Annotated in this window: 22 protein-coding genes; 16 read left to right on the top strand and 6 right to left on the bottom strand. The window is 64.9% G+C overall.

The features are described 5' to 3' along the window. Nucleotides 1–117: 117 nt before the first annotated feature. Nucleotides 118–402: a hypothetical protein gene (locus I6F37_RS27310; protein WP_035996722.1), complete on the bottom strand. Its 285-nt coding sequence runs from the start codon at nt 400–402 to the stop codon at nt 118–120. Between the two features lie 234 nt (nt 403–636). On the opposite strand from I6F37_RS27310, the gene I6F37_RS27315 reads away from it, so the two are divergent. After that, nucleotides 637–861: a hypothetical protein gene (locus tag I6F37_RS27315; protein ID WP_035996719.1), complete on the top strand. Its 225-nt coding sequence runs from the start codon at nt 637–639 to the stop codon at nt 859–861. 80 nt (nt 862–941) lie between these two features. Here I6F37_RS27315 and I6F37_RS27320 read toward each other — a convergent pair whose 3' ends face one another. Continuing rightward, a complete protein-coding gene (locus tag I6F37_RS27320) occupies nt 942–1,364 on the bottom strand; it encodes a GFA family protein (protein WP_035996716.1) in 423 nt (140 codons plus the stop codon). Nucleotides 1,365–1,452: 88 nt separating this feature from the next. Beyond that, the gene (gene mddA / locus I6F37_RS27325; protein ID WP_035996713.1) at nt 1,453–2,241 is read right to left on the bottom strand and encodes a methanethiol S-methyltransferase; all 789 of its coding nucleotides are present in this window, start codon (nt 2,239–2,241) and stop codon (nt 1,453–1,455) included. Between the two features lie 133 nt (nt 2,242–2,374). Between mddA and I6F37_RS27330 the strand changes: the two genes are divergently transcribed. Next, nucleotides 2,375–3,922 carry a winged helix-turn-helix domain-containing tetratricopeptide repeat protein gene (locus I6F37_RS27330; protein WP_035996710.1) on the top strand — a complete coding sequence of 516 codons (1,548 nt, stop codon included), beginning with the start codon at nt 2,375–2,377 and terminating at the stop codon, nt 3,920–3,922. 29 nt (nt 3,923–3,951) lie between these two features. Here I6F37_RS27330 and irr read toward each other — a convergent pair whose 3' ends face one another. Next, nucleotides 3,952–4,437, bottom strand: a complete 486-nt coding sequence (gene irr / locus I6F37_RS27335; protein ID WP_035996708.1) for a Fur family transcriptional regulator Irr — start codon at nt 4,435–4,437, stop codon at nt 3,952–3,954. A gap of 180 nt (nt 4,438–4,617) precedes the next feature. Here irr and I6F37_RS27340 point away from each other — a divergent pair, with 180 nt between their 5' ends. From I6F37_RS27340 to I6F37_RS27375, 8 genes are all read left to right on the top strand, one after another. After that, entirely contained in the window at nt 4,618–4,929 is a 312-nt protein-coding gene (locus tag I6F37_RS27340) for a hypothetical protein (RefSeq protein WP_035996705.1), read from the top strand. A gap of 301 nt (nt 4,930–5,230) precedes the next feature. Further along, on the top strand, nt 5,231–6,781 hold the full coding sequence (locus tag I6F37_RS27345; RefSeq protein ID WP_035996790.1) for an ABC transporter substrate-binding protein: 1,551 nt from the start codon (nt 5,231–5,233) through the stop codon (nt 6,779–6,781). A 199-nt stretch (nt 6,782–6,980) separates the two neighbouring features. Continuing rightward, nucleotides 6,981–7,952, top strand: coding sequence for an ABC transporter permease (locus I6F37_RS27350; protein WP_035996702.1), 972 nt, complete (start codon nt 6,981–6,983; stop codon nt 7,950–7,952). Continuing rightward, nucleotides 7,949–8,788 carry an ABC transporter permease gene (locus I6F37_RS27355; RefSeq protein WP_035996700.1) on the top strand — a complete coding sequence of 280 codons (840 nt, stop codon included), beginning with the start codon at nt 7,949–7,951 and terminating at the stop codon, nt 8,786–8,788. The genes I6F37_RS27350 and I6F37_RS27355 overlap by 4 nt, the downstream gene beginning before the upstream one ends. A gap of 2 nt (nt 8,789–8,790) precedes the next feature. Further along, on the top strand, nt 8,791–10,410 hold the full coding sequence (locus I6F37_RS27360) for an ABC transporter ATP-binding protein (RefSeq protein ID WP_035996698.1): 1,620 nt from the start codon (nt 8,791–8,793) through the stop codon (nt 10,408–10,410). Between the two features lie 369 nt (nt 10,411–10,779). After that, nucleotides 10,780–10,956, top strand: a complete 177-nt coding sequence (locus I6F37_RS27365) for a hypothetical protein (RefSeq protein WP_225153208.1) — start codon at nt 10,780–10,782, stop codon at nt 10,954–10,956. Beyond that, nucleotides 10,953–11,162 carry a hypothetical protein gene (locus tag I6F37_RS27370; protein ID WP_035996696.1) on the top strand — a complete coding sequence of 70 codons (210 nt, stop codon included), beginning with the start codon at nt 10,953–10,955 and terminating at the stop codon, nt 11,160–11,162. Before I6F37_RS27365 ends, I6F37_RS27370 begins: the two co-directional genes overlap by 4 nt. Before the next feature lie 105 nt (nt 11,163–11,267). After that, complete coding sequence (locus tag I6F37_RS27375) at nt 11,268–12,209, top strand: AEC family transporter (RefSeq protein WP_035996694.1); 942 nt, start codon at nt 11,268–11,270, stop codon at nt 12,207–12,209. 32 nt (nt 12,210–12,241) lie between these two features. On the opposite strand, the gene I6F37_RS27380 is transcribed toward I6F37_RS27375, so the two are convergent. Beyond that, entirely contained in the window at nt 12,242–12,526 is a 285-nt protein-coding gene (locus I6F37_RS27380) for a hypothetical protein (RefSeq protein ID WP_035996692.1), read from the bottom strand. Nucleotides 12,527–12,715: 189 nt separating this feature from the next. Between I6F37_RS27380 and I6F37_RS27385 the strand changes: the two genes are divergently transcribed. From I6F37_RS27385 to I6F37_RS27400, 4 genes are all read left to right on the top strand, one after another. After that, nucleotides 12,716–13,036, top strand: coding sequence for a hypothetical protein (locus tag I6F37_RS27385; RefSeq protein WP_035996689.1), 321 nt, complete (start codon nt 12,716–12,718; stop codon nt 13,034–13,036). Between the two features lie 224 nt (nt 13,037–13,260). After that, entirely contained in the window at nt 13,261–13,986 is a 726-nt protein-coding gene (locus I6F37_RS27390) for an outer membrane protein (protein WP_035996788.1), read from the top strand. A gap of 161 nt (nt 13,987–14,147) precedes the next feature. Further along, nucleotides 14,148–16,304: a methyl-accepting chemotaxis protein gene (locus tag I6F37_RS27395; protein ID WP_225113015.1), complete on the top strand. Its 2,157-nt coding sequence runs from the start codon at nt 14,148–14,150 to the stop codon at nt 16,302–16,304. Between the two features lie 137 nt (nt 16,305–16,441). Beyond that, a complete protein-coding gene (locus tag I6F37_RS27400; RefSeq protein ID WP_035996672.1) occupies nt 16,442–17,503 on the top strand; it encodes an MBL fold metallo-hydrolase in 1,062 nt (353 codons plus the stop codon). 170 nt (nt 17,504–17,673) lie between these two features. On the opposite strand, the gene aroQ is transcribed toward I6F37_RS27400, so the two are convergent. Beyond that, nucleotides 17,674–18,105, bottom strand: a complete 432-nt coding sequence (aroQ, locus tag I6F37_RS27405) for a type II 3-dehydroquinate dehydratase (protein ID WP_035996668.1) — start codon at nt 18,103–18,105, stop codon at nt 17,674–17,676. 267 nt (nt 18,106–18,372) lie between these two features. Here aroQ and hemA point away from each other — a divergent pair, with 267 nt between their 5' ends. Both hemA and I6F37_RS27415 read left to right on the top strand, forming a co-directional pair. Then, nucleotides 18,373–19,602 (top strand): 5-aminolevulinate synthase, encoded by a 1,230-nt coding sequence (gene hemA, locus I6F37_RS27410; RefSeq protein WP_035996665.1) that lies wholly within the window; start codon nt 18,373–18,375, stop codon nt 19,600–19,602. A gap of 179 nt (nt 19,603–19,781) precedes the next feature. Next, nucleotides 19,782–23,291 carry a hybrid sensor histidine kinase/response regulator gene (locus I6F37_RS27415; RefSeq protein WP_225142881.1) on the top strand — a complete coding sequence of 1,170 codons (3,510 nt, stop codon included), beginning with the start codon at nt 19,782–19,784 and terminating at the stop codon, nt 23,289–23,291. Nucleotides 23,292–23,296 lie beyond the last annotated feature (5 nt).

The following is a 23,296-nucleotide window of genomic DNA, read 5'->3' on the forward strand; positions in this document are numbered from 1 at the left end:
CGTGTGGGGCGCACGGAGAGAGGGGACGGGCCGGGTAAAATTGCCTGCGGAGGACGGGGGGTTCGTCCGCAGGCCCCTTGGCCCGAAGCGATGCATCAATTCAATGAAGCGGAAATATCAGCGCACGCCGACGCGATTGACCGGGCCGCCGCGATTCATCGGCGTGCCGGCACGCACACCGACACCGGGCGCGCCGACACCGGGGGTCGCGACGGCAGCCCGCGCGACCGGCGCTCCCACCACCACGGCGCCAGTCGGCCGCACCACGCAGCCCTTCGGCACGCCGACGGTCTTGCAATAGACCACGGCCTGCGCCGGGCTCGTGCCCAGCGACACCATCGCCGCGCCCGCCAGCGCCATGACCGTCAGCCCTGCGCCCAGCGCTCCAGCTCTCTTCGACATCTTGCTCTCCTGGTTCCGTTCGGCGTCCCGACGCAATCACCGGGTCTCGCAGCCGAGGTGCAGCCTGAATGACAAAAGTCGGCGCGCGGATACATGCCATGAAGATGGGGGTACCGCGGGCGGGAGGACTGGCCGCTGCCATGAACATGGCATGGACCGGCGCCCGGCCTTTGCGGAATGGTCCGGCCCGATTGATCCCGGTCGGGACCAACGAGAATTCCAAAGAGGTGCTCTATGAAGATTTCGGTTCTTGCCGCGCTGCTGCTCGCAGCTGCCGCCCTGCCTGCTGCCGCACAGTCCGGTCCATCTGTGCAGGAGCAAATGGCCTGCCGCGGCGACGCCAGCAAATTCTGCGCCGAGCATATCGGCAAGCCGTCGCAGATGAATGCCTGCCTGCGCGAGAACAAGTCGAAGCTGTCCGATTCCTGCCGCAAGGTGGTCGAATCGCGCGGAGGCTAGTCGTTCATCCTTCTCTCTTGGAAGAAGCCAGAGAGGGCAGCGCTCTGCCGCCCTCTCGAAAAAATGCCAAAGGCGCGCCGCTATTCCTGCATCATTTCGCCGCTTCCGCCGAACTCGGCGGGAAAATCCTTCAGCTTGGGCAGGCCATCGCGCATCGGCAGCACGGTCTCGGCATAGTTGACGTGGACGCTGGGCGTGAACGCGAGGGTGGGGATGGTGGCGGCGAAAACGTCGACCAGACCGAGCGGCGGATGGTTGGTCATGAGATGGCCACCGCACTTCCTGCAATATTTGCGCTGGCTGAGCGGCGTCTTGACGAAGGTCTCGACATTCTGAGCGCCTTCGATGATGCGCACGGCTTCCGGCTTCCAAAGGCTGAAAGCGTTGACCGGACCGCCCGACCACGAGCGGCAGGAGCGGCAATGGCAATAGCCCATCGCCTCCGGCGCGCCCGTGACCTCGACCGTGACCGCGCCGCAGAAGCAGTTTCCGACATGTTTCATTTGGACGTCTCCCTTTTTCTGATGGATCGTTATCGCGCGTCGGCGCCCCGCGCGCCGTTTCGATTGGATGCGCGGGGCTTGACCTAGACTATACCGACCGGCGCCAGGGAATAAGCATGGAGACGCGTTGCTTGTACTGCCGGTACTCGTCGCCGAAGAGATCGACGAGATCGCTCTCCTCCAGCGCGATGCCGACGAAGATGTAGAGCGTGGTCACGGCCGCGAACAAGAGATGACCCGCGGTCATGACTGGCGCCGCCCAGAACGCGATGATGAAACCGAGATAGATCGGATGGCGGACGAATTTGTAGAGCAGCGGCGTCTTGAAACGCGGCGGCTGCATTTCCTTGCCGACGAGATGATTCGTCACCTGATGCAGGCCGAACAGTTCGAAATGGTTGATGATGAAGGTCGAGGTGAACACCAGCACCCAGCCAGCGAAGGACAATGTGACCAGTGTCACGGCAAGATCGGGGTTCTCGACCTCCCATATGACCGCGGGTAGCGGACGCCACTGCCAGAACAGCAGGAGCAATGACAGGCTCGCGAACAGCACATACGTGCTTCGCTCGACCGGCTTGGGGACGAACTGCGTCCACCATGCCTTGAATTGTTGGCGCGCCATCACGCTGTGTTGAACCGCGAACAGCGACATCAGCAGCAGATTGATGACGACCGCGCGAACGACGGGCGCTTCGGCACCGGTATCGATGGTCTTGGGCACCATCACCCCCATGACGAAGCCGATCGCGTAGAGAATGGTGACGAAAAACACGAGATATGCCGCAATTCCGTACAGAAAGGCGATGAACCTGAAAATACGAGAGCCCGTAACCTCCGGGCCGAGAGAATGAACCTGATGATCAATTTGGGTCATGAAACACTCCGTTGTGCCGAGGCATCGACACGGTTTGGTCTTCGCACCATGCCGGATCGGACGTCCCGCGGCTTTCGCGGACGATTGATTTTCGCCTGAGACGACTTTGATTTTTGCTTGAGACGACGAGAACGTGCGATTTCGCTTTGAAAACAACGTGCTGGACGGCGACCTCCGGGAGCTCACTTGCGACGGAAAACCCGTCCCGTTGCAGCCGCAGGTGTTCGATCTGCTGCTTTATCTGGTCACGCAACGGGCGCGTGTGGTCAGTAAGGATGACCTGATCAGCCAGGTCTGGAACGACCGCATCGTCTCGGATTCCGCCCTCAACAGCCGGATCAACGCCGCGCGCAAGGCGCTCGGCGACGACGGCGCGAGCCAGCGCCTGATCAAGACCATTCCGCGCAAGGGCTTTCGGTTCGTCGGCGAGGTCCGGGAAGAGGTGGCGGCATCGCCCGCGCGGACCGAAGCCAGGCTCGCTCCCCCGCGCATGGCGGACCGCCCGGCGGTCGCGGTGCTCGCCTTCGAGAACAAGAGCGGGGATCCCGAGCAGGACTATTTCGGCGACGGGATCAGCGAGGACATCCTCACCGCGCTGTCGAAGCAGCGCTGGTTCATGGTGATCGCCCGTAACTCCTCCTTCACTTACAAGGGACGCGCGGTCCATATCAGGCAGATCGCCGAGGAGCTCGGCGTCCGCTACATCGTCGAAGGCAGCGTGCGCAAGACGGACAAAAGGGTGCGCATCACCGCGCAGCTCAACGACGCCGTGTCGGGCGGTCATCTCTGGGCCGAGCGCTATGACCGCGAGCTCGTCGACGTCTTCGCCGTGCAGGACGAGATCACCAACGCGATCGCCGCCGCGATCGAGCCGCAGATCCACGCCGCCGAGAATTTCCGCAGCCGTCGTAAGCCGCCGGCGAGCCTCGACGCCTGGGACCTGTTGATGCGCGCGCTGTCGCATTATTGGCGCGTGACCCGGCAGGACCATGCGGCCGCGAAGGCGCTGCTCGCGCGCGCGATCGCGATCGATCCGGATTACGGCCAGGCGTTGTCGGTGCTGGCCGTGAACGACATGTTCGGCGTGCATCTCGGCTGGACCGAGCTGGCCGCGGTTGCGCCGTCCGCGGAAGCCGCCGCGCTCAAAGCGGTGCGCTGCGACCATGAGGACGCCTGGGCACATGCCGCGCTCGGCAGCGTCTGCTTCTCGACCCGCAGGCTCCCAGACGCGCTGTCCGAGTTCGAGCAGGCGCTCGCGCTCAATCCGAACTTCTCACTGGCGCAGGGCTATTACGCGCTGGCACTGTCCTATGCCGGACGCTCGAACGACTCGTTCGAGGCCGCGCAAAAGGCGATCCGGCTGTCGCCGCGCGATCCGTCATTGGCGATCTATCACGGTATCGCCGCCTATGCGCGCTTCACCGAACGGCACTATGGCGAGGCCATCGCGCTGGCGCGCGAGGCGATCCGCCACCGCGGCGATCTTACCGGCGCATACCGCGTGCTCGCCGTCTCCGCCGGCATGACCGGCGATGGCACGCTTGCGGAAATGGCACTCGGAGAGCTCCGCCGCACCCAGCCGGGCATCTCGCTGCACTGGATCGCGACGCAGCTGCCGTGGGCCAGTGAGCGAGATCGCGAACACTATCTGGAGGGATTCCGCCGCGCAGGCTTGCAGTGAGGCGTCTTACCCTCCCTGCAGGGCAAGCGCTAAGTTCGCTTCCGGCGTAAATGGACGACGACATCGAGCCGCGCGATCTCGTGGCCGGGAAGCGCCTCGGGCATCTTGGTGAAGGCGAGGCCCTCGGCCACGTCGACCAGCACGTCCTCGCCTTCGAGATAGAAGTGCGGATGCAGGGACGTGTCGGTGTCGAAGAACGACTTGATGCCGTCGGCCGCGATCCGGCGCAAGAGGCCCGCTTCGGTGAACTGGTTCAGCGTGTTGTAGACGGTGGCGAGCGACAGGTATGCGTTCGCAGCCATCGCTTCTGCGTAGAGACTTTCTGCGGTGACGTGACGATGGCCGCCCAGGAACAGCAGTCGGCCCAGCGCCACGCGCTGGCGTGTCGGGCGCAAGCCGGCATTCCCGAGCAATTGCAGGCAGTGCTGCACGCCCGCATCCGGCGACGGCTCAAGACCGGCGATATCGGGTCCGCCGTCGTCATCCGCAGGGATAGTCGTGGCCTGAATGTCCATCCATCGTCTCACGGCTCAAGCAAACGGGATGCGCAGCCGCGTCCCGCTACTTGCCATTCGATCGCAAAAGCGGCGGGCCGGCTTTGATCCGGATCAAATTTGGCGTCGACCGCCTCTGACCTGGCGCAAGGCGGGCCGGCTCATTCCCGGCCAGAATGCGCGGGCATAGATGAGGTTCGCATGTCCAAGCCGGTTCCCGACAAGGCAGAGGTCGCACTCGAATATCCCGACAAATTCTATGTCGGCACCTTCGAGCATTCGTCCCGCTTCGAGGCGAAGCTCGACGGCAGCGGCATTGCGCTGGTGCTGCAACATCCTGGTGCGGCCGATGAACGCAAATCGGTGCATCTGCACGTCAACTTCGGCCTGCTGGCCGGCATCCTGCGGGAGCTCGCCGGCAGCGTCGCCGCGCTTCCCAAGGACGACATCGCGCACCGCGAGCAGCTTGCAGAGGCGCTCGACGAATTGCGGCGGGCGCTCGGCGCAAAATGACGGGCTGATGCTTTTGGTCGCAGGCGCGGACTTGTGCACTGCCCCGGCATGCTCTCATCACTTCTGAAGGCCGCCTGATCCCTCGGAGCTGGCCGATCTACCGTGCCGTCGCACAGGCGGAGAAACAGGACGAGCTGTACATTTTTTGTGCGAGCACTGTCGCGACTTTCATCTTGCCGCGCTGAACGGGACTGTGTGAGCCTCGATGGCGGATGGGGACTGGGATGGACCGACCGTCGCTTTGCGCGCGAGGGCGCGTGCGAAGCGTTTCCGGCTGGTCTCGCTTGAGAAAGATTACGACATGCCAAAACGAGTGTTGCTTGGTCTCCTCCTGGCTTGCGGCCTTGCGGCCCCTGCGCTGGCGCAAGAGCCGAAGACGGGGGGTGTGATCAATGCCGTGATTCAGCCCGAGCCGCCCGGCCTGATGCTTGCGCAGGTCCAGAACGGCCCGACCCAGATGGTCTCGGGCAACATCTTCGAAGGCCTCTTGCGCTACAGCCCCAAGCTCGATCCCCTGCCGGAGCTCGCCGAGAGCTGGAGCGTCAGCGAGGACGCGAAGACCTACATCTTCAAGCTGAAGAAGGGCGTGACCTGGCACGACGGCAAGCCCTTCACCGCCGCCGACGTGCTGTTCTCGATCGAGATGCTGAAGCAGACCCATGCGCGCGCCCGCACCAATTTGGCGCAGGTCGACAAGGTCGAGACGCCGGACGATCATACGGTGGTCTTCACGCTGAAGCAGCCGTTCGGCCCGTTCCTCGGCATCTTCGAGGTCGGCTCGATGCCGATGGTGCCGAAGCATCTCTATGCAGGCACCGACTGGAAGACCAACCCCTACAACAACGCACCCATCGGCACCGGCCCATTCATGTTCAAGGAATGGCAGAAGGGCTCGTTCATCCGCCTGGTCAAGAATCCGAACTACCACGAAAAGGGCAAGCCCCATCTCGACGAGATCTACTGGCAGATCATCCCGGACGCCGCCGCGCGCTCGGTGGCTTACGAGACCGGCAAGGTCGACGTGCTGCCCGGCGGCTCGGTCGAGAATTTCGACGTGCCGCGGCTGTCCAAGCTGAAGGACACCTGCGTCACCGGCGCCGGCTGGGAATTCTTCTCGCCGCTGGCCTGGCTGTGGCTGAACAACCGCCAGGGTCCGCTCGCCGACAAGCGGGTGCGGCAGGCGATCATGTATGCGGTCGACCGCGACTTCGCCAAGGACGTGATCTGGAACGGGCTCGGCAAGGTCGCCACCGGCCCGTCGGCCTCGACCATCAAGTTCTATACCGATGACGTGAAGAAATACCCCTACGATCCGGCCAAGGCCAAGGCACTGCTGAAGGAAGCCGGCTACAAGGGCGAAAAGATCCGCCTGCTGCCGCTCGCCTATGGCGAGACCTGGCAGCGCTGGGGCGAAGCCGTCAAGCAGAACCTCCAGGACGTCGGCATGACCATCGAGACGATCGCCACCGACGTCGCCGGCGGCAACCAGAAGATCGCCGAGTGGGATTACGACATCGCCTTTACCTATCTCTACCAGTACGGCGACCCCGCGCTCGGAGTGGGACGCAACTACATCTCCAGCAACATCGCCAAGGGCCAGATGTTCAACAACGTCGAGGGTTACTCCAACCCGGATATCGACAAGCTGTTCGCCGAGGGCGCGGTTGCAACGCCGGATTCCAAGCGCAAGGAGATCTACGAGAAGGCGCAGAAGATCCTGGTCGAGGACGTGCCGGTGGCCTGGATGCTCGAGCTGCAATTTCCGACCATCATGCGCTGCAAGGTCAAGAACCTGATCACCACGGGGATCGGGGTCAATGACGGCTTCAAGGACGCATGGCTCGACAAGTGAAGCCTCTTACCTCTCTCCCCTGCGGGGAGAGGTCGAATGTGCGCATAGCGCACATTCGGGTGAGGGGGAGTCTCCACGAGTCCAACTGCTGATACGCTCGCGGGAAGTCCCCCTCACCCCAACCCTCTCCCCGCAAGCGGGGCGAGGGAGTCACTCCGTCTCCGTGGCGCCAGGTCACATCACCAATATGACTCACTAGATGCTCTCCTTCGTTGCTCAGCGCGTCCTGAAGGGCGTGATCGTCCTGCTCGCGATCGTCGTTCTCAATTTCTTCCTGATCCGCCTGGCGCCCGGCGATCCCGCGATCGTGATGGCGGGCGAGGCCGGGGCCAGCGATCAGGTCTTCGTCAAGCAGCTCCGGGAGAAGTTCGGGCTCGACAAGCCGCTGCCCGAGCAGCTCTTCATCTACGTCAAGGGCGTCGTCAGCCTCGACCTCGGCTTTTCCTTCCGCCAGCAGGCTCCGGTCGCAAAACTGATCGGCGAGCGGCTGCCGGCGACGCTGTTGTTGACGCTGACCGCCTTCGCGATCTCGCTCACGCTCGGCATCCTGTTCGGCACCTTCGCCGCGCGCTTTGCCGGAACCTTCCTCGACACCGCCATCACCGTGTTCGCTCTGATCTTCTACGCCATGCCGATCTTCTGGGTGGCGCTGATGGGCATCCTCCTGTTCTCGGTCACGATGGATTGGCTGCCGAGCTTCGGTTACGAGACGGTCGGCGCCAATCTCACCGGCCTTGCCCACGCGTTCGACGTCGCAAAGCACCTGATCATGCCGGCGATGACGCTGGGACTGTTCTTCATGGCGACCTACACCCGCATGACGCGCGCCTCGATGCTGGAGGTGAAACGCCTCGACTTCGTCAAGACGGCGCGCGCCAAGGGGCTCTCCGACGCCGTGATCCAGCGCCGCCACGTGCTGCGCAACGCGCTGCTGCCGGTGGTGACGCTCGCCGGCGTGCATTCCGGCACGCTGATCGGCGGCGCCGTCATCACCGAGACCGTATTCGCCTGGCCCGGCATCGGGCGGCTGATGTACGACGCACTGCTGCAGCGGGATTACAATCTGCTGCTCGGCGTGTTCGTGATCTGCTCCGCCATGGTCCTCACCTTCAACCTCATCACCGACCTCGTCTATCGCCTGGTCGATCCGCGGATCGAATACGCCGCATGAAACAGTTCTGGAAATCGATGCTGAAGAGCCCGAGCGGCGTCATCGGGCTCGTCATCCTCCTGGTTGCAATCTCTGTCGCGGTGTTCGGACCGATGCTGTTCCCGAACTCGCCCTGGCGCATGGTGCAGCGGCCGTTCCTGCCGCCGTTCACGCTCGGGGCCGTGCCGCTCGGCACCGACGCGCTCGGCCGCGACATCTTCGCCGGCATGATTTTCGGCGCCCGCGTCTCGCTGCTGGTCGGTCTCGTCTCCACGCTGGCGGCGCTGATCGTGGGCGTGCCGATCGGTGCCATGGCCGGTTATTTCGGCGGCAAGGTCGACGACGCCCTGATGCGCTTCACCGAGTTCTTCCAGACCATTCCGAGCTTCGCGCTCGCGATCGTGCTGGTCGCCATCCTGCAGCCCTCGATCTATTCGATCGTCGCCTCGATCGCGGTGGTGAGCTGGCCGCCGGTCGCTCGCCTCGTTCGCGGCGAGGTGCTGTCGCTGCGCACGCGCGAATATGTCCAGGCCGCCGTCGTCACCGGCCAGAGCAACAGCTGGATCATCCTGCGCGAGATCCTGCCCAACGCGTTGTCGCCCGTGATCGTGCTGGCCTCGTTGATGGTGGCCACCGCGATCCTGCTTGAATCCTCGCTGTCCTTCCTCGGCCTCGGCGATCCCAATCTGATCTCCTGGGGCTACATGGTCGGCGCCGGCCGCACCGTGATCCGGCAGGCCTGGTGGATCACCGTGTTTCCCGGCATCGCCATCCTGATCTCGGTGCTCGGGCTGAACCTGATCGGCGAAGGCCTCAACGATGCGCTCAATCCGCGCCTGTCGCGCGAGGGCCGCTGACGATGACCGCCCCGCCCGCCGTCTCCATCAGGAACTTGCGGATCGCGCTGCCCAAGGGCGCCGAGCGCCCCTTCGCGGTCGACGGTATCTCGCTCGATCTGCAGCCCGGCAGGATCGTCTGCGTCGTCGGCGAGTCCGGCTCCGGCAAGTCGATGTGCGCCCATGCGCTGATGGGCCTTTTGCCGGATACGGTCTCGGTCACCTCCGGTGAAATCCAGTTCGAGGGCCGGGACCTGCTCAAGCTCGCTGACGACGGCTGGCGCGATCTGCGCGGCCGTCGGCTGGCGATGATCTTCCAGGAGCCGATGACCGCGCTCAATCCGTTGATGCGGATCGGCGACCAGATGGCGGAGATGTTCGAGGCGCACGGCCTGCTCACGCCGAAGGAGCGGCGGGCCAAGGCGCTGGCGCTGGCAAGCGAAGTCGGCCTGCCCGACCCTGAGCGTATCGTGCGCGCCTATCCGCACCAGCTCTCCGGCGGCCAACGCCAGCGCGCCATGATCGCGATGGCGCTCGCGCTCGAGCCCGCGGTGCTGGTCGCGGACGAGCCGACCACCGCGCTCGACGTCACCACGCAGGCCCAGATCCTGAAGCTGATCCGCAACCTCCAGCGGAGCCGCAACATGGCGGTGATGTTCATCACCCATGATTTCGGCGTGGTCGCCGACATCGCCGACCAGGTCGTGGTGCTCCGCCACGGCAAGGTCGTGGAGGAAGGTCCGGCCGCGGCCATCTTCAACGAGCCGCAGCACGACTACACCAAGGCATTGCTTGCCGCCGTGCCCTCGATGGATCCGCCGCCGCGAGAGCCATTGGACGATCGGGCCAAGGCCGTCGAGGTGATCGGGCTGGACAAGACCTACGTCACGTCGGGCGGCTGGTTCCGCCAGGCCCGCCGCGTCGATGCGGCGCGCGCGGTCAACTTCAACATCCTCAAGGGCGAGACGCTCGGCCTCGTCGGTGAATCCGGCTCGGGCAAGTCGTCGGTAGCGCGCCTGGTGATGCGACTGATCGAAGCCGACCGCGGCACGGTGCGGATCGGCGAGACCGACCTGACCTCGCTTTCCGGCAAGGCGCTGCGCGGCGAGCGCCATCGCATCCAGATGATCTTCCAGGATCCGTTCGCCTCGCTCAATCCGCGCCGCAAAATCGGCCACATCATCGCCGACGGGCCGATCGCAGCCGGGACCGATCCGAAGGTGGCGTTCGACCGCGCCCGCGATCTCCTCAAGATGGTGGGCCTGGACGCCGGCGCGCTCGAGCGCTATCCGCATGAATTCTCGGGCGGCCAGCGCCAGCGCATCGGCATCGCCCGCGCGCTTGCGCTCGAGCCGGAGATCATCGTCGCGGACGAGGCCGTCTCCGCGCTCGACGTCTCGGTGCAGGCGCAGGTGTTGAAGCTGCTGGAAGATCTCAAGGCGCGCCTTGGCCTGTCGATGCTGTTCATCACCCACGATCTGCGCGTCGCGGCCCAGATCTGCGACCGTATCGCGGTGATGCAGCGCGGCGCCATCGTCGAGCTGAAGCCGACGGCGCAACTCTTCGCCGCGCCCGAGCACGCCTATACGCGCGAATTGCTCGCAGCCGTGCCCGGACGGAAGGAGCACGCGCCGGCGGCCTGAGGCGGCTCGTCCTCGTTCATTGATTTCCGTGATGGTTCCAAAAACTTGCACGCCGAGCGAGGCGAAACATATTCGATTCAGCGGCATTTGCTTTCGTGAGATCATCCTTGCTCATGTCGGCAAGGGGTGACTTGACGCCATAGTCGCTCGTCGCGGCTGGCGTCGTACAACGAACGTGATGTGATGGGCAGCTCAACAACCCAGCAAGCAAGACGCACCGGGATGCTGGGAACTGCGCAGCCTGGTCACGCGCTTTTTATCCGGTCGTGACTGGACCGGCCGCTTCAAAGCTTAAGGGCATGACCATAGATGACGTTTGAATGATCGACGTCATCTCATGACGGACTCACACTGTTATTCGGAGCCAACATGGGCGAAGTTATTCGATTTGTCTCGAAGTCCGAGCCCGAGCGAACGCGCCTCATCCAGGAAGCGCGGGCGATCTACGACAGCATCTTCGCGCCGGTCGATCCGACGGACGAGGGCCAGGGAAGGCCGGCGATCCGTCGCCCGTTCATCGGCCGCGACGGAGGTAACGTATCGTGATCAAGATCATCGCCGTGCTTTGCAGCCTCGCCTCTCCCTCCAATTGTCACGAGCAGATCGTCACCACGTCGGACTTTGCGCAAATCTCGGTGCAGGCCTGCCTGATGGGCGCGCCGCAGCTTGCCGAATGGATGAACCAGCATCCGGCCGAGCGCCTGGCGGCTTGGCGCTGCGTGATCGGAGACCAGGGGCGCCGGGGAATCTAGCGAGGCGGATTCTCCTCCGACAAATCAAGGCGACCCACAAATCACGGAGTGACGCCAGTCCATTGCCGGTCTACCCTCCCTGTTCGAAAATGAGGGGGAAGCCGGATGGAGGTCGCCAGCCTCGTTCTTCCCGTATTCGCGATCATCGTCACCGGCTGGCTCGCCGGCGAGCTCGGCTATCTCTCGCGGGCGCTGGCCGATGCCCTGGTGCATTTCGCCTACAACGTGGCGATGCCGGCGCTGTTGATTGTCACGATCGCCCAGGAGCCGGCGCGCAATCTCCTGGAATGGCGTTTTCTGCTCGCCTTCGGCGGCGGCTCGCTGATCTGCTTCGCGCTCGTGTTCGTGCCGGTCCGCGCAGGCGGCAAACACGACCTCGCCAGCAGCACCATTCACGGGATGGCGGCGGCGATGACCAACACCGGGTTCGTTGCGCTGCCGATCCTGCATGCGATCTACGGCCAACCCGCCGTCCTGCCCGCGGCCGTCGCGACGGTGTTCGTGGCCGCGGTGATGTTTCCGATCACGGTGATCCTGCTGGAAAAGCGCGATGCACGCGGGGCCTCCGTGCGCTCTATGGGACTGGCAAAGCAGATCCTGCTCAATCCCATGGTGCTGTCGACGTTCATCGGCCTCACCTGGGCGGTGACGGGACTGCCGATTGCAGCACCGGTCGCGGCCTATCTCAACATGATCGCTGCCGCGCTCACGCCGTGCGCGCTGTTCGCCATCGGGCTCGGCCTGTCCATCGAGGGCTTGCGGTCCAACCTGAAAGCGTCGTTTGCGCTCGCCGCGGTGAAACTGGTGGTCATGCCGCTCATCGTCTACGGGCTTTGCGTCGTGATCGGCCTCACCCCTCTCTACACGGTTGCGGCGGTCATCTGCGCGGCCGTGCCGACGGCGAAAACCGTCTACGTCCTCGCACATGAACACAAGGTCGAGGAGAAGCTGGTTGCGGCCACGGTCTCGATCACGACGATGCTGTCGGTCGCGACATTGCTCATCGCGCTTTATCTGCTCTCGGGATCGGCGAGCGGCATGCGTTGATCCGCCAGTGGCCTCCACCTTGCCGGAGCCCTCTATCTCGTGGTGTTGCTCCAGGTGGGAGCCGAGTTGGTCACGCCGACCGAGGGCCAATTGTATGATCCGATCGACGGCGCGGTGACAGTGCCAACCGTCTGTCCCGACGATCCGTAGGCCGCCCTCGGTTGCGCGGCCGGCGCTCCGGCTCCGCCATAGGTCGGAGCCACCACACCAGTGCTGTATTGCCGGCTGGACCGGACCTTTTTCGCCTCAGCTGCGAATGGTGCGGCAAGCAGTCCCGTCGTGATCAGCGCGGAAATGGCGAGTCTGATGGTTTTCATGGCTGATCCCTTCACCCGTTGCGCGCCCCGATATGCCAAGTGTTCATGCATCGGCAAATTTCCATGGGTTCTCCCTTCATAACTCCGTGTGCGGACGAAGGTGCCGGAGCGCGGCGGACTCACACCGTCTTCGGATGGACCCGAATCAGCGCTAGTGCATTGCTTTCAGTGACTTCCCTGGACGCAAGCATGACCGGCGCCGAACTGAAGCAGCTTCGCAACGACCTCTCCGATGCCCTCGAGCGCAAGCTCAGCGCGGCCGACATGGCCAAGCTTTGCGGACTGCCGGAAAGAGGCGGCGCCGACACCATCCGGCGCTGGGAGGTCAGCGGCCCGACGCCGGAGGGGACCAGGATACTGCGCGTGCTCGCGATGGCGAGCGAGCGCTATCCGATCCTGGAGAAGTTCGACATCTTCGATCGACACGACGTGCGTGAGGAAGACAGGCCGGCAAAGCGCGCCGCCTTTCGCGCGCAGATGCGCGATGAGGCACGGCGGCGTCTTGGTTAACGCAAGGCGCGCGCAAGTTACCGACAGAGTGCGCCGTTAAGCCTTCCTTCACCACTTCTTAAGTTGCCATTAAGCACGAAAATCATTTGCGGCCCAACAAGTTACGTTGGCCGTCGCTGTGCCACGGATGTGACAGCATTTTCGTCAAAAGCGAGCTATCTGCAAAACCAATGCGGCGCAGCAAACGCGCCTGCCGGGGACCTTACGTGTTGGAGTTCAAGACGATGAAGAAGATTCTGTTTGCGACCGTGGCGCTGCTCGTGTTGGGCGCGGCTGCGCCGGCCGTCGGTGCCGATCTCGGCAACCGCAATTATTACAAGACGCCCGCGCCGGCCTACGCCGCGCCGATCTACAATTGGACGGGCTTCTATCTCGGCGCCCATGTCGGCGGCGCGTTCTCCAGCGACAACAATTTCAATGGCCTCTCCACCGGCAACAACGGCAACGGCCGCTTCCTCGGCGGCGTGCAGGTCGGTGCGGACTGGCAGTTCCACCCGAACTTCGTGGTCGGCGTCGAAGGCCAGTATTCCTGGCTCTCCGGCAGCGTCGGCGCCGTGTTCCCGGGCGGCATCGCCTACACCAACGACCAGCGCGGCCTCGGCTCGATCACGGGCCGCGTCGGCTACACCTGGGGTCCCGGCCTGGTCTATGTGAAGGGCGGCTACGCCTATTCGGACAACAACGAGAGGGTCACCGTCGGCGGCGTGCCGGCCGCCTTCGTCATCACCGGCGATCACCGCAACGGCTACACCGTCGGCGCCGGCCTCGAATACATGTTCGCCCCGAACTGGTCGGCCAAGGCCGAGTACCAGTACTACAATTTCGGCGACGCCAGCTTCACCGCCGGTCCGCTCGCCGGCACCGGCGCCTTCACCACCGACGACCATACCTTCAAGGCGGGCGTCAACTACCGCTTCAACTGGGCGAGCCCGGCCATGGCGCGCTACTGATCGGTTACCAGGACCTTATCAAGATGAAGGGGCCGGCCTCGTTGCCGGCCCCTCTTTTTTCGCTCTGCGGAACAACGTCAACCGATTGGGCTCATTGCGATTCCTTAACCGGTGCTGCCGATACTGCAGCCACAAATAGAAGAACATTGGGGGAATTTTCGATGCCGATCCGTTTGGGCCTTGGCCGCTTCCTTGGCAGTTTCCGTCCGCGTTTTAAAATGCCCAAATGGGGCGTGCGCGGCAGCCTGTTCGCGGCGTTTGCGGTCATCGCGGGCATGGGCCTCGTGATCGCGGCCGGCGCCGGCCTTGCGCTGCAGAATCTCGGCGGACGCATGACTGAACTGAGCGGACGGGACATTCCGCGCCTTTCCGCCAGCCTGCAATTGTCGGCGCTGAGTGCGAGCCTCGCGGCGCAGGGACCGGCCCTGCTTGCGGCGCAGAGCGAGGACGCCTTGACCGAACGTACCAAGAAGCTCAGGGAATTACAGGAGCAGACGCAGCAGAAGCTCAACGAGATCATCGAGCTCGGCGGCGACAAGAGCGTCGTCTCCGGGCTCAGCGAGACGATGAAGAGCATCAACGAGGCGGCTCAGAGCCTGACGAAAGCCGCCCGCGAACGGCTCGACATCGCGGCGCTGCACGACAAGCAATATGACGCGCTTCGCGCCGCGCAGGGCGCCTTCGTCGGCGCAGCGAGTCCGGCGATGCTGGACGCGCAGACCCGCGTCAATGCCATTCTCGGTTCAGCCGACCTGTCAGCCGCAGACGCGACCGACGCCGCGCAGACCGTCGGTCAGCTCGGCAACGTCGTCGCCAGCGGTAATCTCGCCGCCGCCAATATGAGCGCGGCGCTGTCGGCGAACACCAGCGACAAGCTCGATGACATCCAGAAGGAATTCAAGACGGCGCAGGGGCGCCTGCGGTCGAACCTCGATCTGTTGCCGGACAATCAGGGCAACAAGATGCTGCGCGACACCGCGGAAAAGCTGCTCGCGCTCGGCACCGGCAAGACCGGCGTGTTCAATCTGCGCGAGAAAGAGCTCGACTCCATCGACTACGGCCAGACCATCCTGGACGAGACCCGCAAGCTCAATGTCGGGCTCGGCATCAGCGTGCAGCAGCTCGTCGACGGCGTGCAGAAAGAGACCAACACCTCGACCTTCCAGGCGCGGCAGGAGATTTCGCTCGCGACGTCGGTCATGCTGGGGTTGGGCGCGCTGATGCTGGTCGGCTCGGCGCTGTTCGTCTGGCTCTATGTCGGCCGTAACATCCTGCGCCGGATCGGCGCCTTGCAGCAGTCGATGCAGCTGCTCGCGAACGGGGATCTCGAAACCGAGATCTACCGCTCGAAGAATCACAACGACGAAATCTCGGTGATGGCGAACACGCTGCAGGTGTTCCGGGAGAGCATGATCGAGACCCGCGCGCTGACGAGCGAGCAGGACAAGGACCGTATCGCCAAGGCCGAGCGCGCCGCGCGCATGGAGGCGAAGATCGCCCAGTTCGAAAGCACGGTGCGCTCCGCGCTCGATAATCTGGCCCAATCGGCCAATTCGATGCAATCGACCGCGCAGAGCATGTCGAACACCGCCGACCAGTCCAACGCGCTGGTCAACGCGGTCGCCTCCGCCGCGGAGGAGACGTCGGTCAACGTGCAGACCGTCTCGGCCGGCACCGAGCAGCTGTCCTCCTCGATCCAGGAGATCAGCCGCCAGGTCGTGACCTCCGCCGAGATCGCCAAAAAGGCGGTCGACGAAGCGGGAGCGACCGACGCCACGGTGCAGAGCCTTGCCGACAGCGCGAGCCGCATCAGCGTCGTCGTCGACCTGATCCAGACCATCGCCTCGCAGACCAATCTGCTCGCGCTCAACGCCACCATCGAGGCGGCACGCGCCGGCGAGGCCGGCCGCGGCTTCGCGGTGGTTGCCTCCGAGGTGAAGAGCCTGGCGAGCCAGACCGCCAAGGCGACCGACGAGATCCGCACCCAGATCGCCAGCATGCAGTCAGTCACGACCTCCGCGGTCGGCGCCATCCAGGGCATCGGCCGGATCATCGGCGAGATCAACGACGTCACCACCACGATCGCAGCGGCGGTCGAGGAGCAGGGCGCCGCGACGCGCGAAATCGCCCGCAACATCCAGCATGCCGCCGGCGGCACCAGCGAGGTCTCCAGCAACATCGTCGGCGTCTCCACCGCGTCCGCCGAAGCCGGCGCTGCGGCCACCGAGGTGCTGGGCGCTTCGGACGCGCTGCGCCGCGAGGCCGATATGCTGCGCGGGGAGATCGACGCCTTCCTCAACGACATGCGGGCGGCGTAAGGCCCTGTCCTGTAGCCTGGATGGAGCGTAGCGCAATCCGGGCTACGGAAAACTGCCTCGGTATGACCGCCATGCTGTCGCCGCCCAGCATCCTTTTTCGGCTGGCGCCCCGCGCGCGCTGGGTTTAAGCCGATAGCATGAGCTCGAAAACCGACACCCCGCAGTCCTCGGCCGAGGCCCTGCGCTACCCCTGGGAACAGCATCCCGGCCCCGAACAGGTGGTCGAGGTGCGGCCCGGCGTGTTGTGGGCGCGGCTGAAGCTGCCGTTCCGCCTCAACCACGTGAACATCTACCTGCTCGCCGATGGCGACGGCTATGCGATGATCGATGCCGGCTTCGGCAACGAGGAGACGATCGAGGCCTGGACGAAGCTGTTCGACGGACCGCTGAAAGGCGTCAACATCACGCGCCTGATCGTCACCCACTCCCACCCGGATCATGTCGGTCTCGCCGGTTGGATCGTCGAGCGGTTCGGCTGCCCGCTGGTGATGTCGCAGGTCGAATATCTGCAATCGGTCTATCACCAGAACCGCGGCACCGAGGAGCGGCGCGAGGCGCAGCGGCTGTTCTTCCGCCGCCATGGCATGGACGAGTCGCTCACCGAAAAGCTGCTCGGCCGCGGCCAGGACTATCTGAAGCGCGTCTCGGTGCTGCCGCCGTCCTACCGCCGCATCTCGCATGGCGACGACGTCGTGATCGGCACGCGCCGCTTCAAGGTCATCACCGGCGGCGGCCACGCCCTCGACCAGGTGATGCTGTATTGCGCCGACGACAAGCTGTTCCTCTCCGCCGACCAGGTGCTGAGCAAGATCTCGCCGAATGTCAGCGTCTGGGCGGTCGAGCCCGACCAGAATTCGCTCGGCGAATATCTGGCCTCGCTCGCCAGCCTCACCACGACGCTGCCCTATGACGTGCTGGTGCTGCCTGGCCATGGCGTGCCGTTCTACGGATTGAAGACCCGCATCAAGCAGCTCGCCGACCACCATGAAGAGCGCTGCCGATTGATCGCGGAAGCCTGCCGTGAGGTGCCGCAAACCTCGCGCGCTCTGGTGCCCGTGGTGTTCAACAAGCACGTGCTGGACGAGCACCAGATGGGCTTTGCCGCCGGCGAGCTCGTCGCCCACGTCAACTACATGATCGTCGAGGGCCGCCTCACGCCCGAGATGCAGGACGGCGTGCTGCAGTTTCGGACGACGTGAGTTATTCGCCTCTCCCCGCCTGCGGGGAGAGGCCGACACGCGAAGCGTGGCGGGTGAGGGGGAGTCTCCGCGAGTCCAACTCTCACCATCACTACCGAAACAGCCCCTCACCCCAACCCTCTCCCCGTAAGAACGGGGCGAGGGAGCAGACCTCCGGCGCGGCTGGCGCCTCACTTCATATTCGCGATCGCGTGCAGCGCCGCGATGTAGCCGAACGGCCCGAGCCCGCAGATCACGCCGGTCGCCACGAACGAGATCTTGGAATGCCGGTGATATTCGTCACGGGCGTGGATGTTGGAGATGTGCACCTCCAGCACCGGGCCCTCGAACGTCTTGATCGCGTCCATGATCGAGACCGAGGTGAAGGAGAGGCCGGCCGGATTGATGACGATGGCCTCGGCGTCCTGCCGCGCCGACTGGATCAGATCAACCAGCACGCCCTCGTGGTTGGACTGGTGGAAGGCGAGCTTGAGGCCGAGCCTGGCGGCTGCGTCCTCGCAGCTCGCGTTGACCTCCGCGAGCGTCGTCGTGCCGTAGATGTGCGGCTCGCGGATGCCGAGCATGTTGAGGTTGGGACCGTTGAGGATCATCACGCGCTTCATGGAAGGGTCCTTTCGAGAGCTTGGTTGAGCAAGGAAAGCGCGCGCCGGGCCGCGACGGAAGACCATAGGCTGGGTCGCCCCGGCAGATGGTGCAGAGCAGCATTATATGTCGCGCAGGATTGATCGGGATCAAACTGAGACGCGCCGGATAGGGCATTTTGCCCAAATGCCCCACAGATCCAAATGTGGGATAGCGCATAGACATTGGAGCTGGAAAAGCTCTAAGTAGACCCGTCCCCTTGGTCAGGTTCCGTTGCAGGTTTGCCGATGGATTACGCCCAATTCTTCGATTCCGCCCTCGATCGTCTCCACACCGAGCGGCGTTATCGCGTGTTCGCCGACCTCGAACGCACGGCCGGCCGGTTCCCGCATGCGGTCTGGCACTCGCCCAAGGGCAAGCGCGACGTCGTCATCTGGTGCTCCAACGACTATCTCGGCATGGGCCAGCATCCGAAGGTGGTCGGCGCCATGGTCGAGACTGCCACGCGCGTCGGCACCGGCGCTGGCGGCACCCGCAACATCGCCGGCACGCATCATCCGCTGGTGCAGCTCGAAGCCGAGCTCGCCGATCTCCACGGCAAGGAAGCTGCGCTGCTGTTCACCTCGGGCTATGTCTCGAACCAGACCGGCATCCCGACCATCGCAAAGCTCATTCCGAACTGCCTGATCCTGTCGGACGAGCTCAACCACAATTCGATGATCGAGGGCATCCGCCAGTCCGGCTGCGAGCGGATCGTGTTCCGCCACAACGACGTTGCGCATCTCGAAGAGCTGTTGAAAGCGGCCGGTCCCGATCGGCCGAAGCTGATCGTCTGCGAGAGTCTCTATTCCATGGACGGCGATGTCGCGCCGCTCGCCAGGATCTGCGATCTCGCCGAGAAATATGGCGCGATGACCTATGTCGACGAAGTCCACGCCGTCGGCATGTACGGCCCGCGCGGCGGCGGCATCGCCGAGCGCGACGGCGTGATGCATCGCATCGACATTCTCGAGGGCACGCTGGCCAAGGCGTTCGGCTGTCTCGGCGGCTACATCGCCGCCAACGGCCAGATCATCGACGCCGTGCGCTCCTATGCGCCGGGCTTCATCTTCACCACCGCGCTGCCGCCGGCGGTCTGCTCGGCCGCGACCGCCGCGATCAGGCACCTGAAGACGTCGAGCTGGGAGCGCGAGCGCCACCAGGACCGTGCCGCCCGGGTCAAGGCGATCCTCAATGCCGCCGGCCTGCCGGTGATGTCGAGCGACACCCACATCGTACCGCTGTTCGTCGGCGATCCCGAGAAGTGCAAGCAGGCTTCCGACCTGCTGCTCGAACAGCACGGGATCTACATCCAGCCGATCAACTATCCGACCGTCGCCAAGGGCACCGAGCGCCTGCGTATCACGCCCTCGCCGTATCACGACGACGGCCTGATCGATCAGCTCGCCGAAGCGCTGCTGCAAGTGTGGGACCGCCTCGGCCTGCCGCTGCGCGCGAAGTCGCTGGCCGCGGAATAGGCCTCTTTACCCTCCCCTGGAGGGTAAGAGCGGGCGGACAGCTCGCCCCACCGCTTAACGACGCCGGCAGTTCCTACCGCCGCACGGCATTTCGCTGTCGCCTGCACTCGCTCAACGCGCTAGGTTTGCAAGGAAAATGAGCTCGGGCGCCGCCGGCGCCCAGGGAGAGCCCCCGACCCATGCTGCACGATTGGGGCGTGATTGCCGCCGCCTTCGGCTATATCGGCTTCCTGTTCCTGGTGGCGAGCCACGGCGACCGCCGCTCGCCGGCCGGTCGCGGCCGCGCCTCCGGACTGATCTATCCGTTGTCGCTGGCGATCTACTGCACGTCCTGGACCTTCTTCGGGTCGGTCGGCTTCGCGACCCGCACCTCGACCGATTTCCTCGCGATCTATGTCGGCCCGATCCTGATGATCGGGTTGGGGGCCGGGGTGCTCCGACGCGTGATCCAGCTGGCGAAAGCCCACAACATCACCTCGATCGCCGACTTCATCGGGGCCCGCTACGGCAAGAGCCAGGCGGTGGCGGCGACCGTCGCCGCAATCGCGATCATCGGCTCGGTGCCCTATATCGCGCTCCAGCTCAAGGCGGTGGCTTCTTCGCTGGGCACAATCCTGAGCGAAGACCAGGCCTTCTCGCACATCCCGATCCTCGGCGACATGGCGCTGATGGTGACGCTGACGATGGCGGCCTTCGCTGTGCTGTTCGGCACGCGACAGACCGACGCGACCGAGCACCAGCACGGCCTGATGCTGGCGATCGCGACCGAGTCCATCATCAAGCTGGTCGCCTTCCTCGCCGCCGGCATCTTCGTCACCTTCTGGATGTTCTCACCGCATGAATTGATCGAGCGCGCGATGAGGACGCCGGAAGCGGTGCGCGCCATCAATTATTCGCCGTCGATCGGCAACTTCCTGACCATGACATTGCTGTCGCTGTGCGCGATCATGCTGCTGCCGCGCCAGTTTCACGTCAGCGTGGTGGAGAATTCCTCGGATGCCGAGGTCGGCCGCGCGCGCTGGCTGTTTCCGCTCTACCTCGTCGCCATCAACCTGTTCGTGATCCCGATCGCGCTCGCCGGCCTCGTGACCTTCCCGTTCGGCACGGCCGACCCTGATATGTACGTGTTGGCCCTGCCGATCGAGAGCGGCGCGAACCTGCTCAGCGTCGCCGTCTTCGTCGGCGGGCTGTCGGCGGCGACCGCCATGGTGATCGTCGAATGCGTCGCGCTCTCCATCATGGTCTCGAACGACCTCGTGGTGCCGCTGGTGCTGAAACGTCGGCCGGAGGGGCGCGCCGGCGGGGCCGATTTCAGCAACTTCCTGCTGCGCTCGCGCCGGCTCGCGATCTTCGCCATCATGGTGATGGCCTATTTCTACTATCGCGCGCTCGGCAGCACCCAGCTCGCGGCGATCGGCCTGCTCTCCTTTGCCGCCATCGCCCAGCTCGCCCCGAGCTTCTTCGGCGGCTTGCTCTGGCGGCGCGCGACCGCGCGCGGGGCGATCGGCGGCATGCTGGTCGGGTTTGCGGTGTGGCTCTACACGCTGTTCATGCCGAGCTTCATGGATTCCTCGACGTCAGGCATCCTGCTGCTGCAACACGGCCCGTTCGGCATCGAGGCGCTGCGGCCGCAGGCACTGTTCGGCGCCGACCTGCCGCCCCTGATGCACGGCGTGATCTGGTCGCTGTCGCTCAACATCCTGACCTATGTACTGCTGTCGCTGGCGCGCCGGCCATCCTCCATCGAGCTGCTGCAAGCCGATCTGTTCGTGCCCAATACGCTCGCACCGATCTCCCCGAGCTTCCGCCGCTGGCGCAGCACCGTCACCGTGCAGGACATCCAGACCACGGTGGCGCAATATCTCGGGCCCGACCGCGCACGGCACTCCTTCGAGGCCTTCTCGGCGCGGCGCAACGTGCGGCTGGAGCCCGGTGCGCCCGCCGATTTCGAGCTGCTGCAACACGCCGAGCATCTGATTGCCTCCTCGATCGGCGCGGCCTCCTCCCGCCTCGTGATGTCGCTGCTGCTGCGCAAGCGGACGGTCTCCGCCAAGGCCGCGCTGAAGCTGCTCGACGATTCGCACGCCGCGCTGCATTTCAACCGCGAGATCCTGCAGACCGCGCTCAACCATGTGCGTCAGGGCATCGCCGTGTTCGACGCCGATCTGCAACTGATCTGCTCCAACCGGCAGTTCGGGGACCTCCTCAATGTGCCACTGCATCTGATCCAGTTCGGCACGCCCTTGCGCGAGATCCTGGAGTTCATCGGCCTCGGCGATCCGAACGATCCGCTTGAGCGCGAGGCCCTGCTGGAACGGCGCCTTGCGGCCTACACCACCGACAGCGAGCCTTATCTCGAGCGGCTGCCGGAACGCCACATGGTGATCGAAGTGCTCACCAACCGCATGCCCGGCGGGGGCTTCGTCATCACCTTCACCGACGTCACGCCGACCTTCGAAGCCGCCGAAGCGCTGGAGCGCGCCAATGCGACGCTGGAAAAGCGCGTGCGCGACCGCACCGAGGAGCTGACGCGGCTGAACTCCGAGCTGGCCATCGCCAAGAGCGCGGCGGAGGACGCCAGCATCTCCAAGACGCGTTTCCTCGCCGCCGCCAGCCATGACATCCTGCAGCCGCTGAACGCGGCGCGGCTCTACGTCACGAGCCTCGTCGAGCGCCAGCACAATGGCGAGGAGACGCGGCTGGTCGAGAACATCGACGAATCCTTGCAGGCGATCGAGGAAATCCTCGGCGCTCTGCTCGACATCTCCAGGCTCGACGCCGGCGCGATGGCGACCTCGATCTCGAGCTTCAAGATGGCCGATCTGATGCGCTCGCTGGAAATCGAGTTCGCGCCGATCGCGCGCGCCAAGGGCCTGGAGCTCGCCTTCGTGCCCTGCTCGCTGCCGGTCGAGTCGGACCGGCTCCTGCTGCGGCGCCTGCTCCAGAACCTGATCTCGAACGCGATCAAGTATACCCCGCGCGGCCGCGTGCTGGTCGGCTGCCGCCGCCGCGGCGCCTCGCTCAAGATCTGCGTCTACGACACCGGCGTCGGTATCCCCGCGGTCAAGCGCGGCGAGATCTTCAAGGAATTCCATCGCCTGGAGCAGGGCGCGCGGATCGCGCGCGGTCTGGGCCTCGGCCTCTCGATCGTGGAACGCCTGGCTCGCGTGCTCAAGCACGGCATCGCCATCGACGGCAATCGAAGCGGCGGCTCGGTGTTCTCGGTGACCGTGCCGACAGCGAAGGCGGTCACCCACACCGCGGCCGTGACCAGCGCGACGCCGCTGGCGCGCACACCGATCTCGGGCGCGCTGATCGTCTGCATCGAGAACGATGCGGCGATCCTCGACGGCATGCGCACGCTGCTCAAGGCCTGGGATGCCGAGGTGATCGCGGTCGCCGATCCCGAAGGCGCGATCGCTGCGATCGAAGCCGCCGGCCGCCGCGTCACCGGCCTTCTGGTCGACTATCACCTCGATCGCGGCAACGGCATCGCCGCCATCCGCGAGATCCGCCGCCGTTTCGGCGATACCATCCCTGCGATCCTGATCACGGCCGACCGCAGCCCCGCCGTGCAGGTCGCCGCGCGTGACGAGAAGATCGCGGTGCTCAACAAGCCGGTGAAGCCGGCTTCGCTGCGTGCCCTGCTCGGGCAGTGGCGCACGCAGCAGATGGTGGCGGCGGAGTGAGGCCC

The organism is Bradyrhizobium sp. NBAIM08 (assembly GCF_020193935.1).
Classification (GTDB): domain Bacteria; phylum Pseudomonadota; class Alphaproteobacteria; order Rhizobiales; family Xanthobacteraceae; genus Bradyrhizobium; species Bradyrhizobium yuanmingense.